This is a genomic window from Ramlibacter sp. (assembly GCF_035548915.1).
Classification (GTDB): domain Bacteria; phylum Pseudomonadota; class Gammaproteobacteria; order Burkholderiales; family Burkholderiaceae_C; genus Ramlibacter.
This window is the reverse complement of the sequence record NZ_DASZSE010000029.1, coordinates 118,850-134,194: the sequence shown is the minus strand read 5'-3', so window position 1 is coordinate 134,194 and position 15,345 is coordinate 118,850. Positions and strand designations below refer to the sequence as shown.

Genomic DNA, 15,345 nt, shown 5'->3' with positions numbered 1-15,345 from the left:
TTGTCTCCTCCACCTCCTCTACTGGTGGATTTGGCCCCCGTGCCGCAAGGCGCGGGGGCCATTTTTCGTCCTCTTATGATTCCTGCGGTCATGACCAAGCACCTGCAACCCGCCGACTACCTGAAAAAGATCCTCACCGCGAAGGTCTACGACGTCGCGGTCGAGTCCGCGCTCGAGCCCGCGAAGAACCTGAGCCGCCGGCTGCACAACAAGGTGCTGCTCAAACGCGAGGACCAGCAGGCCGTCTTCAGCTTCAAGCTGCGGGGCGCCTACAACAAGATGGCGCACCTGGGCGCCGACCAGTTGAAGAAGGGCGTGATCTGCGCCTCCGCCGGCAATCACGCGCAGGGCGTCGCGATGGCCGCGCACCGGATGGGCGCGCGCGCGGTGATCGTCATGCCCGTCACGACGCCGCAGCTCAAGGTCGAAGCGGTGAAGGCGCTCGGCGGCGAAGTCGTGCTGTTCGGCGACAGCTACTCCGACGCTTACGGCCACGCCGTCGAGCTCGAGAAAAAAGAAGGCCTCACCTTCGTGCACCCTTTCGACGACCCCGACGTGATCGCGGGTCAGGGCACCATCGCGATGGAAGTGCTGCGCCAGCACCAGGGGCCGCTCGACGCCGTCTTCGTCGCGATCGGCGGCGGCGGCCTCATCTCGGGCGTGGCGGCCTACATCAAGTCGGTGCGCCCCGAGGTGAGGGTGATCGGCGTGCAGATGACCGACTCGGACGCGATGATGCGTTCGGTCTCCGACGGCAAACGCGTCACGCTCGCGGACGTGGGCCTCTTTGCCGACGGCACGGCCGTGAAGCTCGTGGGCGAGGAAACGTTTCGCCTCGCGCGGCAGCTCGTCGACGAATTCGTCACCGTGGACACCGACGCCGTATGCGCTGCGATCAAGGACGTCTTCGTCGACACGCGCAGCATCGTGGAGCCTTCGGGCGCGATGGCGATCGCGGCCATCAAGGAGTACGTTGCGCGGAAGAAGACGCGCGGCGAAACCTACGTCGCGATCCTCTGCGGCGCGAACATGAACTTCGACCGCCTGCGCTTCGTCGCCGAACGCGCGGAGGTCGGCGAGGAACGCGAAGCGCTCTTCGCCGTGACGATTCCCGAGGAACGCGGCAGCTTCCGCCGCTTCTGCGAACTCATCGGCGCGCTACCGGGCGGGCCGCGCAACGTCACCGAATTCAACTATCGCATCAGCGACGAGAAGATCGCGCACGTGTTCGTGGGGCTCACGACGCACGGCAAGGGCGAGTCGCCGAAGATCGCGGCGAACTTCACGCGCCACGGCTTCGAGGCCCTGGACCTCACGCACGACGAGCTCGCGAAGGAACACATCCGCCACATGGTGGGCGGCCATTCGCCGCTCGCGAAGGACGAACGCCTGTTGCGCTTCGTCTTCCCGGAGCGGCCGGGCGCGCTCATGAAGTTCCTGTCGCACATGCGCCCGGCCTGGAACATCTCGCTCTTCCACTACAGGAACCAGGGCGCGGACTACGGCCGCACGCTGGTCGGGCTGCAGGTGCCCAAGGCCGATGCGAAGGCCTTCCAGTCCTTCCTCGACACGCTCGGCTATCCGTACGTCGAAGAGACCGCCAACCCGGTTTACCGCCTCTTCCTCAAGTCCTGACATACCATCTCGCGCGTGACCTCGCCGCGCGACGCCATCGACCGGTTCCTGCGCCGCTACCTGCTCGCGGTGCGGCACTACACGCGCCTGCCGGTGGCGGGACTGCTTGCGAACTGGGTCGGCGAGACGCCCGAGATGCTGCGCGCGAGCGCGCCGCACCTGCCCGGCGTGGGCTGGCTCGTCGGCATGGCCGCGTGCGTCGTGCTCGCGGCCGTGTCGGTCGTCCTGCCCAACGTCGCGCTCGCACCGTTCGCGGCGGCGGCGGTCTCCACCATCGCAACGGTCCTTCTCACGGGCGCGATGCACGAGGAGTCGCTCGGGCGCTTCGTCGATGCGAACCAGGCGGACTCCGCGGGCGGGCGCGCCGGCACGATCGCGATCGTGCTGGTGCTCGCGCTGAAGCTCGCGCTGATTGCCACGCTCGCCGCGCGCTCGCCGGGCGCGGTGCTCACGGCGCTCCTGGCCGGCCACACGGTGTCGCGCTTCTGGCCGCTCACGCTCGCGCTCGCGCTTGCGCCCTCGCAATCTTCCGAGCTGCCGCGGCCCTTGCAGCGGCGCGCGCTCGCGGTGTCCGCGGTGTGGTGCGTGGTGCCGCTTGCGCTGATGGGGCTGGCACTGGGCATCAAGTTCGCGCTGGCCGGCGCCGCGGCGAGCGGTCTGGCGCTCGTCGTCTTGCGCGGGCGGCTGCGAAGCCGCACGTCCACCGCGAGTGCCGATGCGCTCGGTGCCGCGCAGCAGGTGTGCGAGGTCGCCTTCTACTTCGGCTCGGCTCTCGTCGTCGGCGGGCGTTGACTGGGCAGCGTGATGGCAGGCTGTGCCATCGGCATGGCGGGCGAAGGCGGCGCGAGCGACGGCGCGAAAGACGGGGTGAAAGACGGCATGGGCGAGGCCGACGGCATCGGCTGCGCAACCGATGGTTCCACGCGCGCGTCGCGATGCGGGATCGGCAGTTCGAGCGTCACCGAAGGCGGCCCCTTGGCGGCCGGCCCGAGCAGCGCGCGCCGCGGCTCGACCGCCTGCAGCACGAGTCCTTCCTCGACAAGGCTGCCGACGCGGAAGGGCTTGGGCGGCTTGCCGTCGATCGAGATCAGCGCGATGCCGGCATGCGACGGATGCGCCGCGATGCCCACGAGCGACAAGCGGCTCGCGATGCTGGGCGCCGCGGCAACGGCCGCCTGCGGGCTCGAGCCGAGCAGGCGCGCGATGGCGGCCGGATCGGGCGCCGCCGGGCCGCGCGCGGCCAGCGGCGGCGACAGCATCGCGGAACCGCGGACCGACAATTTGAATCCCCAGTAGATCGCGCTTGCCGCGGCCAGCGCCCACAGGACGAAGGTCGCGCCCTGTACGGCCCAGCGGCTCGACATCGATGTCGGAAACATGCGGCGATTATCATTGAAGCGAATCGAATGCCCGTCCTCATGAAGTCTTCTTCCCGCCCGCAACGAGTCCGCGCCATTTCGGGGGACGCGCGCCGATCCGCCGGCGGCTTCACGCTGATCGAGCTCATGGTGGTGCTCGTCATCATCGGCGTGCTTGCCGCGCTCATCGTTCCCAACGTGCTCGATCGCGCCGAGGAGGCGCGCGTGACGGCCGCGCGCACCGACGTGAACAACCTCATGCAGGCCCTCAAGCTCTACAAGCTCGACAACCACGTGTACCCCACGACCGAGCAGGGCCTGCAGGCGCTCGTGAACAAGCCCGCGGGCCCGCCCGTGCCGGCCAACTGGAAGCGCTATCTCGAGAAGCTCCCCAACGATCCCTGGGGGCGGCCCTACCAGTACCTCAACCCGGGCCTGAAAGGCGACGTGGACGTGATGTCGTTCGGCGCCGATGGACAGTCCGGCGGCGAGGGTGTGAATGCGGACGTCGGGTCCTGGCAATAGCGGCCGTACGAGCCGCTGGACGACGGGGCGCTCGTCGCCGGGCTTCACGCTGATCGAACTTCTGGTCGTGGTCGCGATCATCGCGTTCGCCACGGCCGGCGTGAGCTTCGCGCTGCGCGACAGCGAAGCCACGCAGCTCGAGCGCGAGGGACTGCGCCTCGCGGCGCTGCTCGAGTCGGCGCGCGAGCAGTCGCGCACGCTCGGTGTGCCGGTGCGCTGGTATCCGAGCGCGGGAGGCTTCCGCTTCGACGGCCTGCCGGACAAGCCGATGCCGCAGCAATGGCTCTCGCCGCAAACGCTGGTGGAAGGCACACCCGTTCTCGTGCTGGGGCCGGAACCGATCATCGGTCCGCAGGCTGTGGTGATCACGTCCACGGCCGCGCCCGACCGCAGCATCCGCGTCGCGACCGACGGCCTGCGGCCGTTCGCGGTCGGCGAAAGACAGTGAGCATGCCAAAGGCCCGGGCCGCACGCCGTTTGCCGCTCGGCTTCACGCTGATCGAAGTGCTGGTGGCGCTCGGCATCGTCGCGATCGCGCTGCTCGCCGGCTTGCAGGCGACCGCGGCGCTCACGAACAACGCGCATCGCCAGTCGGATGTGCTGCTCGCGCACATCTGCGCGGAAAACGAACTCGTGAAGGTGCGGCTCGCCAAGCAGATGCCCGACGTGGGCGACAGCGACAACCCTTGCCGGCAGGCCGGGCAGGATTTCAACGTGCATCTGTCCGTCACGCCGACGCCCAACCCGAGCTTCCGGCGCGTCGACGCGCAGGTGTTCGACGGCACGTCGCCCATCCTGCGGCTGTCCACCGTGGTGGGGCGGTTTTGACGGCCCCGCGGTCGTTGCCGCGGAGGCGGCAATCCGGGGAACGCGACACGCGGCACTTCGCCGCGGCGTCGGGCTTTACTCTCATCGAACTGCTCGTCGCGCTCGCCGCGCTCGCGCTGCTTGCCGTCCTGAGCTGGCGCGGCCTCGACGGCATGAGCCGCGCGCAGGAGATCACGGCGCAGCACGCGGACGGCGTGCTCGCATTGCAGACGGGGCTCGCGCAATGGAGCGCCGACCTCGATGCCATCGTGCAGATGCCGCAGATCACCGCGCTCGACTGGAACGGCCGCGTGCTGCGCATGACGCGCAAGGGCACGGCCACACCCACCGACGGCGTGCACGTGGTGGGCTGGACGCGGCGCGGCGGCCAGTGGCTGCGCTGGCAGTCGCCCGCGCTCTACACGCGCGGCGACGTGGAAGCCGCGTGGCAGCAGGCCGACCTGTGGGCCGGCAATCCGTCGGACGAGCAGCGCCGGCTCGAGGTGGCGGTCGCGCCGCTCACCGACTGGCAAATCTTCTACTACCGCGCCGACGCGTGGACGAATCCGCAATCGAGCGCGGCCGAAGGGACAGTCGCGCAGAACCCCCCCGGCACGCCGGTCATTCCAGCGCCCGCCGCGAACACGTCGGGTCTGCCCGACGGCGTGCGGCTCGTGCTCGATCTGCCGCCCGGCGGCGCGCTCGCGGGCATCATCACGCGCGACTGGGTGAATCCCGTCGTGGGCGGAGGCAAGTCGTGAAGGCGCGCGAACGCGGTGCCGCGCTGCTGGTGGCGATGCTCACCGTGGCGCTGGTGGCGACGTTCGCCGCGGCGTCGCTCTGGCAGCAGTGGCGCGGCGTGGAAGTGGAAAGCGCCGAGCGCGCGCGCGTGCAATCGAGCTGGATCCTGACGGGCGCGCTCGACTGGGCGCGCCTCATCCTGCGCGAGGACGCGCGCTCGGGTGGCCCGGACCATCTCGGTGAGCCGTGGGCCGTGCCGCTGCAGGAAGCGCGCCTCTCGACGTTCCTCGCGGCGGACAAGTCCGCCACGGCCGACACCGAAGCCGACAACACTTTCCTTTCTGGCCAGGTGATCGACGAGCAGTCGCTGCTGAACGTATCGAACATCGCGCGTTCGGGAAGCATTCACGATCCGTCGCTTGCGATGTTCGTGCGGCTCTTCGATCTGCTCGGGCTGCCGCAGGCGGAGCTGAACCGCATGGCGGAGAACCTGCGATTCGCATCCGACATCAGCACGGACAACCGCTCCGCATCGCAGGCCGCGCTGATGCCGCAGAAGGTGGAGCAGCTCGCGTGGCTCGGGCTGTCGCTCTCCACGGTGGCGGCGCTGCAGCCTTTCGTGACCATCCTGCCCGAGGCCGCGACGCGCGTGAACCTGAACACGGCGCCCGCCGAGGTGATCTATGCGGCGTTGCCGGGCATCAGCCTGGCCGATGCGCAGCGTCTCGTTGCCGAGCGAGACCGAACGCCCTTCAGGGTGCCGGGCGACGCGGCGCAATTCGTGAGCAATCCGGATGCGCTTTCGAGCGACAGCGTGGGCACGACGTCGCGGTTCTTCGAAGTGCGCGGGCGCTTGCGCCTCGGTGAATCGATGATGGAGGAGCGCTCGCTCGTGCGGCGCGATGGGATCGAAGTGCGGACGGTGTGGCGCGAACGCGGCGTGGTGGATCCGACGGCGCTTTCCAGGGCGGCAATGAACGGACGCTGAACGGGCGACGGGAAAAAACCGGCGCGGTCGGCGGGCCCGGCGATGCTCTTCTCGCGGGCTGCGCCCTCGCGGTCGGCGAGCCGCGCGATCGCGGCTCGCCGGTTCTTCAGGCGGACGGCGCCACCGGCAGCTCCAGCGAGAATACGGCCCCGCGCCCCGGACCGTCACTGCGGGCCGTGATCCGTCCGCCCATCTCCATCGCCGCGAGCGCGCTGCTATGCAGGCCGAAACCGTGGCCGTTCTTGCGCGTGCTGAAGCCGTGGGCGAAAAGCCGCCCGAGGTTCTCCGCGGCAATGCCCTCGCCCCGATCCTCCACCGAGATTCGCAAGAGCCTCTCCCCCGCTTCGCCATCCACGAGGGCGGTGACGAGCGTGAGTTCGCGCGAGTCCGGCGGCATCGTCTCCATGGCTTGCGCCGCATTGCCGATCACGTTGACGAGCACCTGCAGCAGCCGCTGCCGATCCACCGCCATGGCCGGGACGTCGCCGTAGCGCCGCACCACTTCGGCGCCGCACCGCGCGATCGCCTCGGCGCCGACCTGCAATGCCTCCTCCAGCACCTCTTCGGGCTGCACGACCTCCTTCACGATCATCGGGCCCGAGCGGGATTGCTGGGTGGCCACGACGTAGGCGATGTGCTCCACGCTGCGCGCGAGCCGCTCGATGTCGGCGAGCGCCTCGCGCCGCTCGTCCTGCAGGGCGAGCGAGAGCTTGCTCAGGTAGTCGATGAGGGTTCTGCCTCTCGGGTCGCGCTGCACGAAGCCACTCAGGTCGTCCGCGTGCTGCTCGAGGAGAGGCACCGCGCGGCCGAGCCCCTCGATGCGCGAGTGCTCGACCTGGCGCCGCAGCATGCTCACCGAAACGGTGAGGCTGTTGAGCACGTTGCCCACGTTGTGCAGGACGTTGTTCGCGATTTCCGCCATGCCGGCGCGCCGGGCGGTGGCAACGAGCTGCGCCTGCATGTGCTCCAGTTCGCGCGTCCGGGCCTGCACGCGCTGCTCCAGGTGCTCGTAGAGCTGCGCATTGGCAAGCGAGACCGCCAGCTGGCCCGCGATCAGCATCACCGCATCCAGGCGCTGGGCATTGAAAGCGGCGCGGCCCGCGCGATTTTCGAGGATCACCATCGCACGGACCGCGCCCTGTCCCTGAATGGGGGCCGCGAGTAGCGAACAGGGCGTCGCGCCCGCAAAGTAGGGATCGCGCGCGAAGCGGTCGTCGTGCGAAGCGTCATCCACCACCAGGGCCTCGCCCGTGCGGTCGGCATAGTCGAAGGCCGACAGCGGCAGCAGCCCTTCCGAGGCGGCCTGCGCGAGCGGAATCGGCGATTCGCCGGACGCGGGTGCGAGCAGCCGCCACTGGCCGTCATGCCGTGAAAGCACCATCACCTTGGTGGCCCCGCTGAGCGCCGCGAGCACCTCCGTCACGCGGGCGGCCAGGCGCTCCAGCCCGGTTTCGGAGCTGAGGGCCTGCGACGCCCGCAGCACGCCCATCAGGTCCAGCGCTTCGGACGACACGCTGTTGCTGTTCGAGGCGGTCAGCGTGCTGCCGGAGGCGCGCGTCGCCCGTGCGGCCGCATCCGTCAACCGCAGGAAGTCATGGTTGCCGTGCAACTGCTCGACTTTGCCTCTGGCGCCCCAGGCGCGGTACTCGTCGCGTGCGCTCGCAAGCAAGCCCCGGCCCGCCCCCGCCATGCCGCGGGACAGGTAGAACAAGCCCGCGCGCTCGGTGATGACCGCACGGTGCCACGGCCGTTCGCGGGTTCGCGCCTCGAGCACGGCGGCGTCGAATGCCGCGGCCGCTTGCCACAGATCGCCGCGCGCCCACGCCTCTTCCGCCTCGACGACACGCAGCAGGTGCAGGAAGTTGTCGGGCTGGTCGGCGGCACGCGCGGCGAGCCAGTCGCGGCCCGACGCCAGACCGGCCAGCGCGGCAGCCGCTTCGCCACCGTCCAGGCCGCCCTCGCGCAGCCGCCAGGCATGCGCAATCGCGCTGAATGCGTGCACGTGGGTCGTCCGGTAGGCGCTCGCGGGGGAAACCTTCAGGACGGCCTGCATGCGCGCCGAGTGCCGCTCGAGCGCCGCTGCGTCGCCCGAGAGCAGCGCAAGCAGCGCATGGTTGAAATCCGCCCAGAAGCCGATGTAGGACATATGGCCGAAGCGCGCCAGGAACTCGTGTTCGCTGAATTGCGCGTCGTCCAAGCTGTGCGGCGCGAGGGTGCGTCCGGAGAGCGCTCTCAAAAGGCGCTGCTCGAGAAGATGCAGCGATTCCACGTGGACGTTGCCCGTGCGCCGGCACAGAGCCAGGCCGGCTTCCACCTCCGCCTCCGCCGCGTCGAGCGTGGGCGCGATGTCCAGGAAGATGCAGTACACGTGGACGTGGCTGTAGCAGGCGATCGAGATGTCGCCGCCCGAACGCAACCCCTGATAGGCGCGCATCACGCCGTCGAACACGCTTTCGAGCGGCTCGAACCATGCGCAGCCGAAAGCGGCGAACCGGTACCGCGCCTCGGTGGTCTGCGGCTCGAAGCCGAGCGCCTCCCCCACGGCCAGCACGTGGCGCACGACCCGATAGCCGGTGCGGAAGTCCTGCCGCCGCACGGCCAGCAGGTTGGTCAGATAGGCCATGGAGGCCACGAGGTCCGCGCACGGGCCGTGCTCGGCCCACAGGCGCTGGCTCTCGAGCAGCAGCCATGTGAGCGCATTCATGTCGCGCAGCAGGTAGGCGGACGCCACCATGGGGTTGAGCAGCTTCGCGATGCCGAGCAGGCGCGGCTCGCTCATCGGCACGAGCGCAGAGAAATCGAGGCGGCTTTCCCGGGCGACCCATTCGCCGAGCCCGTCGAGCCGCTGCTCCTGCCCGGGGCTCGCGTAGTCGCGCGGCACACCGAGGCCGAGCTGCGCGAGCTGATGCCGTCCCAGCGCCAGGGCATCCTCGAGACGGCCGCGCATGTCCAGGCTTCGCATCTGCAGGCACGTCGGCTCGACGAGGTCCAGCGGGTCCGCCGAGTGCGCCTGCAGCGCGGCATACAAGGCGTCCGACTCGCTGACGCGCCCGAGGCTGTAAAGCGCGCTGTGGCGCGCGGCATCGATGCCGCGACGCAGCGGGGCGTCGCGGGGGTCGTCGATCTCGGCGAGCAGCACCCCGGCCGACTCCAGATACCGCTCGGCCAGCAGGTAGTTCGCGGTGCGCGACACGAGCGTGCGCGCAAGACCATGGAAGAGTTCGGCGGCGCGACGCTGCTCCATGGGGTCGGCCAGCTGTCCGGTGCACGCGAGATACTGCTGGGCCGCCTCGGCCTGAAACGCGGCTTCGCCCGCGAGCCGCCGCGCCGCGCTCAGGTGAAGCTCGCGATGCCGGGTGTCGTCCATCGCGGCGAGCACGGCCTGTTGCACACGGTCGTGTCGAAAGCGCACCGTGTTCTGCCCGGCGCCCGAGTCCGTGACCAGCAGTCCATTTTCCACCGCGGGGTGCAGACGCGCGTGAAGCGCCTCCTCGTCCAGGCCCATCGCGGCAGCGAGGAGCGGGCATTCGACCGCATTGCCGAGGCTGGCCATGTACTCCAGAAGCTCGCGCGAGGCCGCGGCGAGCCGGCCGATGCGCGCAGCGAGCAGGTCCACCACGTTGCCGCGCCCCACGAAGCGGCGTACCTTCGCTTCGTCCCATCGCCAGCCCGCCTCGTCCAGGCTCAGGACGCCTTCGCGGCGCAAGGCGTTGAGCGTCTCCACGGTATCGAAGGGGTTGCCGCCGGTGAGCGCGTTCACCGCTTCGGCCAGCGCGCGCGCGGGCTGCGGCGCGAGGCGCAACATGCCGCTCGTGAGCTCGCCCAGGTCTTGCAGCGTGAGCGGCCCCAATGCGATCCGTGTGGGCGGCTCGGGCTGCGCGCTCCACTGGTCGAGCTTGGCCGGCAGCAACTCCGCCGGGCCTGCCTCTTCGGTTCGATGAACTCCCACGAGCAACAGCCCGCGCAGGCTCGGATCGTTCATCAAGCGCTCGAAGGCACGCAGCGAGATCGCGCCGGCCCACTGGAGGTCGTCCAGCACCATGACCACCGGCCGCTCGGGCGACGCGATGGCGCCCAGCAAGTCCACGGTGAGCAGCTGCAGCTGCAGTTCGGCTTGTTGCGGATCGATTGACGGAGCTTCCGGCTGTTCCCCGAGCAACACCCCAAACTCCGGCAGGCGCGTGCAGATGGCCGCGTTCGCCCCCACCGCATCGAGGATGCGCACGCGCAGTGCCGTCAGCTGCTGCGCGGGCTGAGCGAGCAAAAGCCGCCCGAGGGCGCGCATGGCTTGCGTGAGCGCGCCCACCGTTGCGCCCTCTTTCTGGTACTGGTCGTACTTGCCGTAGGCGAACAAGCCGCCGGCGGCCGTCATGTCGGTGCGCAGGTCGTTTACGAGCGCGCTCTTGCCCACCCCGGCCGGCCCTTCGATCAGCACGGCACGCCGCGGCGTGTGCATGGCCTCGGCCAGCGCGGCGCGCAGACGGGCGAGCTCGGCCTCCCGGCCGACCAGCCGCTCGGGCGGCGCGAGGCGCGCGGCGAAATCGCGTTCGCCGAGCTCGAAATGTCCGCCCCCGCCGCTTTCGAGCTCGGCGCTCAGGCGGCGCAGATCGTGCAGCAGCCCTTCGGCACTCTGATAGCGCTGCTCCGGGGCCTTGGCGAGCAGCCGCAGCACGATGCGCGAAAGCCCCACGGGCACGCGTGCATCGATCCCGGTCGGCGACACCGGCTCGCGCACGAGATGATCGTGAAGCAGTCGCAGCGTGTCGATGCCCTCGAATGGGGGTCGCCCCGTGGCCATCTCGTAGAGGGTCGCACCAAGCGCGTACAGGTCGGCCCGGTGGTCCACAACCCGCCCGGTACGGCCGGTCTGCTCCGGAGCAAGATACGCGAGCGTGCCGACGATCGGATCGTCGCGCACCAGGGCCACATTCTGTTCGGCGAGAATCGCGAGATCGAAATCGACCAGCACCGGTTCGCCCGCGCTCGACAGGACGATGTTGGCGGGGTTGATGTCGCGATGCACCACGCCCGCGCGATGCACATCCACGAGCGACCGCGTGAGGGGGATGGCCAGAGCAAGGAGTGCGGCGGCATCGAGACTGCCCGATTGCAGCACCCGAGCGAGGCTCGTCTGGCCGCACGGACGCAGCAGCACGACGTCCCCCCGGGCGCCCTCGGGCACGAGTTCGGCGACGCCGCGAATTCCGGCGAGGCGCGCGAGCATGGATTGTTCGTGCCGCAGCCTCTGGTTCGCGCGCTGGCCCAGGTATTCCTTGCAGATGAGACTGTCCGCAACGGCCGGGTGGCCCAACCGAAACACCCGCGTCGTTGCGCTGGCGTAGATGACGACGCTCGGCTGGGCGCTGGAGGGAAGCGACATCGGACCTCGGCAGTGTGGGCCTTGCCGAGCCTACTCCTGCACCGGCAATGCCGCAATCGAGTCTCGCGCCCCGCGAAGGCTACGAGCCCGCCAGCACTTCCTGTCCGTGCATCGTGTCGAGGTATTCCCGCACGGCCCGAATCCGCCCTTCGCGCACCTCGAAAAGGAAGTGGATCCGGTTGTTGTAGGTCTTGCCGTCCGCGGTCACGCCGTGCGTTTCGGCTTCGACCGCCACCCGGTCGTCCTCCGCGGTCCAGCCCGTCGCGGTCACGCGCAGCCGCGCTGGGAATCTTGCTTCGACCCAGTGCAGCCGCTCGACGAACTGCGCCTTGGTGAGCGTCCCGGCCAGCGCATACCGCCCTGGCTGCCCGTTGACCCACCAGGTCGCCTCTTCGGACATCAGGTCCAGCGCGGCCTGGACTCGGCCGGCCGCGAAGTTGTCGAAGAAGCTTCGAACGATCTGCTTGTTCGCGCTGTCACTCATCGCCGCGTCCTCCACGAAGCTCCACCCGCGCAGTGTCCCATGAAAACTCGCGTCCCGGAACCCGGCCTCACCTGCTCTGCGCGGCCGGCGCCAGCCACCGCCGCCTCCAGCGCGTGAAGGAAGGCCCGAGAAAGACGACCAGGATGAGCGCCGCCCCGAAAACGGCGCCGGGCGCCGAAGGCGCCACGGCCTCGCCCAGATTCGGCACGAGCACGATGAATGCGCCGCCGGCGAAGGCGCCCCAGAGACCGCGCGTGCCGCCCACGAGCGACCCCACGAGCAGCGAGATGGACAGAAAAAGCGTGTAGCTCTCCGGGGCGACGAAGCGGCTGCTCATGGCGCCGAGTCCTCCGGCAAGGCCCGTGGCGGCAGCGCTCAACCCGAACATCTGGGTCTTCAGGCTCGTCACGTCCACGGCGCAGGCTTCGGCCGCCGGTGCGTGATCGCGCGACGCATCGATCAGCCTTCCGTAGGGACTGCGCACGATTCGCCGCATCGCCCACAACAGGCCGAGCGCGAGCACCGTGGTCACGGCGAGCACGCCCCATTCGGTCTTGCCGGCTGCAAGCCCGGGGAATTGCGGCTTGCGAAGCACGATGCCTTGCACGCCGCCCGTCAGCCATTCGATGCCCTTCCATTTGAGCGTCTGAGGCGTCACCACCGCGACCGCGAAGGTCGACAGCGCGAGGTACAGCATCGGCAGCCTCAACGCCGGATAGCCGAATAGCCAGCCCGCGGCAAGACAGACCAGAGGCGCCGCGGGCAGCGCCGCGAAATAAGGCCAGCCCCATGCGGTCGTGAGCACGGCCACGCTGTAGGCACCCAGCGCGAAGAAAGCGCCGTGGCCGACCGAGACCTGCCCGGTGTAGCCGATCAGCAGGTTCAGCCCCATGATGGCCATGCCGCAGAGGAGCACTTGCGTGAGGAGGTACACCGGATACGACTTCCAGTGGTATGCGAACGCGAGCAGTGCGACAGCCCCGACCGCGGTCATCGCCGCGCGAGCCGCGCGAGCCGCGCGCGCGCGAGGATTCGCGGCACGGGCGGCGATGGAGCGAAGTGTCATGCGTCAGGCCCTCGTGACCGAGCGGCGGCCGAAGAGCCCGGCCGGCCAGAGCACCAGCCCCGAGATGATGAGCACCATCATGCAGGTGAGCTTCAGCTCGTCGCCCACCACATATGCGCCGAGGAGGTTCTCCATCACGCCCACGGCAAAGGCGCCCGCGGCCGCGCCCCAGGGATTCGCGATCCCGCCCAGCAGCGCGCCCGCCAGGGCGTAGACGAGGGGGCTCATCATCATCGAAGGCTCCAGCAGCACGATGGGCGCCGCGAGCATCCCCGCCACGCCGCCGGCGGCGGCGGCCAGGCCCCAGCTGAGGACCAGCACGGATTCGATGCGGATGCCCGCGAGCTGCGCCGACCTCGGATTCACGGCCACGGCGCGCATCGCGAGACCGAAGCGCGTGTACCGGAAGAACGCATAGGTCCCCGCGAGTTCGGCGAGCGTCACGGCCAGCACGCCGCATTGATGCGGCGACAGGTAGGGTTGCGCGAAGGCGAAGGAGGGGCCGAACGGCGTGGCGATGTCCTTCAGGTCGTAGCCGAAGAGCGCGCCGGCGATGCTGTTGACGACGATGAGCAGTCCCACGCTCACCGCGATGATGCTGAGGTGGGGCCTCTCGCGCAGTGGCTCGAGCAGCGTGCGCTGCACAATCATGCCGAGCACGAACGAGCCCAGCACGACCGCCGTGAACGCGACCCAGTAGGCAAGGCCCCGCTGCACCAGGAACCAGGCCATGTAGCTCGAGAACATCGCGAGCTCGCCCTGCGCGAAATTCACCGAGGAGGTCGTGCGGTAGATGAGCACGAGGGCGATGGCGAGGCTCGCGTAGATCCCGCCGGCGGCGAGCCCCGATGCCACCTGATGAAGAAACTCCTGCACGGGCGCCTCAGTACCCGAGGTAGCTCTGGCGGATCGCGGGATCGTCGCGCAGCCGCGCCGCGCTGCCCGCGAGCGTGATGGAGCCGCTTTCCAGCACATAGGCCCGGTCGACGCAGGAGAGCGCGAGATCGGCGTTCTGCTCCACCACGAGCGCGGTCAGCCCGTCGGTGCGCCGCAGGTGGGCCAGCAATTCGTAGATTTCCTGCGATACGCGGGGCGCGACGCTGAAGGAAGGCTCGTCCAGCAGCATGAGGCGCGGACGCATCATGAGCGCGCGGCCCACGGCGAGCATTTGCTGCTCGCCGCCGCTCAGGGCGCCGGCCGGCCGCGACGAATGCTGCGCGAGGCAGGGAAAGAGCTCGTGGACGCGTTCGATGTCCCGGGCGACGCCATGCGCGTCCCGGCGCAGGATCGCGCCCACCCGCAGGTTGTCCAGCACCGACAGGTCGCCGAAGGTGCCGCGCCCCTCCGGGACGTGGGCGATGCCAAGCCGCGCCACATCCGCCGCGCCCAGTCGCGCGAGATCGGCCCCGTCGAACCGGACCACGCCTTGCGAGTGCACGCCCTGGCGGCTGATGGCACGCAGCGTCGCGGTCTTGCCCGCGCCGTTGGCGCCGAGCAGCGCCACCATCTCGCCTCGATCGACGTGCAGGCCGATGCCGTGCACGACGAACGCGCGCCCGTAGCCGACGTGAAGAGCCTCGACACTGAGCAGCGGCGTCACCTGCGCGCTCCGAGATAGGCTTCGATCACCGCGGGGTCCTCGGCGACCGATTGCGGCGTCCCCTGCGCGATCTTGCGGCCGAAGTTCAGCACCGCGATCTCCTCGCAGATGCGCATGACGAAGCGCATGTTGTGCTCCACGAGCAAGATGGTGAGCCCCATGCCGCGGTGCAGCCGCGAGATGGTGTCCGCGAGCGCGCCGGCCTCGCCGGCCGTGAGGCCGGCCGCGGGTTCGTCGAGCAGGAGAATGCGCGGCCGCGCCGCGATCGCGCGGGCGATCTCCACACGGTGCTGGATGCCGATCGGCAACGTGCCGACGTCCCGATGCGCAACCTCGCCCAGTCCGGTCGCCTCGAGGGCTTCGTCGGCCGCGAGTTCGATCGCTTCGTGCGTTCGCCGTGCCCCGCGCGTTGCCGCGAGCGTCGACCACAGCCCCGCGGGATGCCTCCCGTGAGCGCCCACCATCACGTTCTCCCTCACCGTGAGCGAGGCGAAAAGCGCGACGTTCTGAAATGTGCGCGCGATGCCCATGCGCGCGATCCGGTGGCGCGGCAGCCGCGCGAGATCGCGCCCCTCGTGCATGACCTTTCCTTGGGTGGGCCGGTAGAGTCCGGTCACGCAGTTGAAGCACGTGGTCTTGCCGGCACCGTTCGGGCCGATCAGCCCGAACACGCGCCCCTCGGGCACGTCCATCGAAAGATCGTCGAGGGCGACGACCCCGCCGAAGCGAACGCCCAGGCCCTGGATCGAAAGCATGCCGGC

The 15,345-nt window shown here is 69.7% G+C and carries 14 protein-coding genes; 7 read left to right on the top strand and 7 right to left on the bottom strand.

Annotated features, from left to right (window positions below; all coding sequences use genetic code 11):
- Positions 1–90 precede the first annotated feature (90 nt).
- A complete protein-coding gene (gene ilvA, locus VHA82_RS10755) occupies positions 91–1,635 on the top strand; it encodes a threonine ammonia-lyase, biosynthetic (RefSeq protein ID WP_325543374.1) in 1,545 nt (514 codons plus the stop codon).
- 15 nt (positions 1,636–1,650) lie between these two features.
- On the top strand, positions 1,651–2,427 hold the full coding sequence (locus tag VHA82_RS10750) for an adenosylcobinamide-GDP ribazoletransferase (RefSeq protein ID WP_325543372.1): 777 nt from the start codon (positions 1,651–1,653) through the stop codon (positions 2,425–2,427).
- Here VHA82_RS10750 and VHA82_RS10745 read toward each other — a convergent pair.
- A complete protein-coding gene (locus VHA82_RS10745; RefSeq protein ID WP_325543370.1) occupies positions 2,391–3,014 on the bottom strand; it encodes a type II secretion system protein N in 624 nt (207 codons plus the stop codon). The two genes, VHA82_RS10750 and VHA82_RS10745, sit on opposite strands and share 37 nt — an antisense overlap.
- Before the next feature lie 39 nt (positions 3,015–3,053).
- On the opposite strand from VHA82_RS10745, the gene gspG reads away from it, so the two are divergent.
- Genes gspG through gspK form a run of 5 tightly spaced genes read left to right on the top strand, consistent with a single transcriptional unit; the run spans position 3,054 to position 6,054 of the window.
- Complete coding sequence (gene gspG / locus VHA82_RS10740; protein ID WP_325543368.1) at positions 3,054–3,518, top strand: type II secretion system major pseudopilin GspG; 465 nt, start codon at positions 3,054–3,056, stop codon at positions 3,516–3,518.
- A complete protein-coding gene (locus tag VHA82_RS10735; RefSeq protein WP_325543366.1) occupies positions 3,493–3,966 on the top strand; it encodes a pilus assembly FimT family protein in 474 nt (157 codons plus the stop codon). Before gspG ends, VHA82_RS10735 begins: the two co-directional genes overlap by 26 nt.
- Before the next feature lie 2 nt (positions 3,967–3,968).
- Positions 3,969–4,346: a type II secretion system minor pseudopilin GspI gene (gene gspI, locus VHA82_RS10730; protein ID WP_325543364.1), complete on the top strand. Its 378-nt coding sequence runs from the start codon at positions 3,969–3,971 to the stop codon at positions 4,344–4,346.
- Between the two features lie 14 nt (positions 4,347–4,360).
- The gene (locus VHA82_RS10725) at positions 4,361–5,086 is read left to right on the top strand and encodes a PulJ/GspJ family protein (protein ID WP_325543361.1); all 726 of its coding nucleotides are present in this window, start codon (positions 4,361–4,363) and stop codon (positions 5,084–5,086) included.
- Entirely contained in the window at positions 5,083–6,054 is a 972-nt protein-coding gene (gene gspK, locus VHA82_RS10720) for a type II secretion system minor pseudopilin GspK (RefSeq protein WP_325543359.1), read from the top strand. Before VHA82_RS10725 ends, gspK begins: the two co-directional genes overlap by 4 nt.
- A 106-nt stretch (positions 6,055–6,160) precedes the next feature.
- On the opposite strand, the gene VHA82_RS10715 is transcribed toward gspK, so the two are convergent.
- From VHA82_RS10715 to VHA82_RS10690, 6 genes are all read right to left on the bottom strand, one after another.
- Positions 6,161–11,434 carry a trifunctional serine/threonine-protein kinase/ATP-binding protein/sensor histidine kinase gene (locus VHA82_RS10715; RefSeq protein WP_325543357.1) on the bottom strand — a complete coding sequence of 1,758 codons (5,274 nt, stop codon included), beginning with the start codon at positions 11,432–11,434 and terminating at the stop codon, positions 6,161–6,163.
- Between the two features lie 79 nt (positions 11,435–11,513).
- A complete protein-coding gene (locus VHA82_RS10710; protein WP_325543355.1) occupies positions 11,514–11,918 on the bottom strand; it encodes a nuclear transport factor 2 family protein in 405 nt (134 codons plus the stop codon).
- A 67-nt stretch (positions 11,919–11,985) separates the two neighbouring features.
- Positions 11,986–12,984, bottom strand: coding sequence for a branched-chain amino acid ABC transporter permease (locus VHA82_RS10705; RefSeq protein WP_325543353.1), 999 nt, complete (start codon positions 12,982–12,984; stop codon positions 11,986–11,988).
- A 3-nt stretch (positions 12,985–12,987) separates the two neighbouring features.
- The gene (locus VHA82_RS10700) at positions 12,988–13,860 is read right to left on the bottom strand and encodes a branched-chain amino acid ABC transporter permease (RefSeq protein ID WP_325543351.1); all 873 of its coding nucleotides are present in this window, start codon (positions 13,858–13,860) and stop codon (positions 12,988–12,990) included.
- Positions 13,861–13,867: 7 nt separating this feature from the next.
- A complete protein-coding gene (locus VHA82_RS10695; protein ID WP_325543349.1) occupies positions 13,868–14,584 on the bottom strand; it encodes an ABC transporter ATP-binding protein in 717 nt (238 codons plus the stop codon).
- A complete protein-coding gene (locus VHA82_RS10690; RefSeq protein WP_325543347.1) occupies positions 14,581–15,339 on the bottom strand; it encodes an ABC transporter ATP-binding protein in 759 nt (252 codons plus the stop codon). The genes VHA82_RS10695 and VHA82_RS10690 overlap by 4 nt, the downstream gene beginning before the upstream one ends.
- Between the last annotated feature and the right edge of the window lie 6 nt (positions 15,340–15,345).

Excerpts from the sequence above, each read along its gene's own strand:
- VHA82_RS10715 (WP_325543357.1), bottom strand. The coding sequence starts at position 11,434 with ATGTCGCTTCCCTCCAGCGCCCAGCCGAGCGTCGTCATCTACGCCAGC.
- VHA82_RS10690 (WP_325543347.1), bottom strand. The coding sequence starts at position 15,339 with ATGCTTTCGATCCAGGGCCTGGGCGTTCGCTTCGGCGGGGTCGTCGCC.
- VHA82_RS10705 (WP_325543353.1), bottom strand. The coding sequence starts at position 12,984 with ATGACACTTCGCTCCATCGCCGCCCGTGCCGCGAATCCTCGCGCGCGC.
- VHA82_RS10745 (WP_325543370.1), bottom strand. The coding sequence starts at position 3,014 with ATGTTTCCGACATCGATGTCGAGCCGCTGGGCCGTACAGGGCGCGACC.
- VHA82_RS10710 (WP_325543355.1), bottom strand. The coding sequence starts at position 11,918 with ATGAGTGACAGCGCGAACAAGCAGATCGTTCGAAGCTTCTTCGACAAC.
- VHA82_RS10735 (WP_325543366.1), top strand. The coding sequence starts at position 3,493 with ATGCGGACGTCGGGTCCTGGCAATAGCGGCCGTACGAGCCGCTGGACG.
- ilvA (WP_325543374.1), top strand. The coding sequence starts at position 91 with ATGACCAAGCACCTGCAACCCGCCGACTACCTGAAAAAGATCCTCACC.
- gspI (WP_325543364.1), top strand. The coding sequence starts at position 3,969 with ATGCCAAAGGCCCGGGCCGCACGCCGTTTGCCGCTCGGCTTCACGCTG.
- gspG (WP_325543368.1), top strand. The coding sequence starts at position 3,054 with ATGAAGTCTTCTTCCCGCCCGCAACGAGTCCGCGCCATTTCGGGGGAC.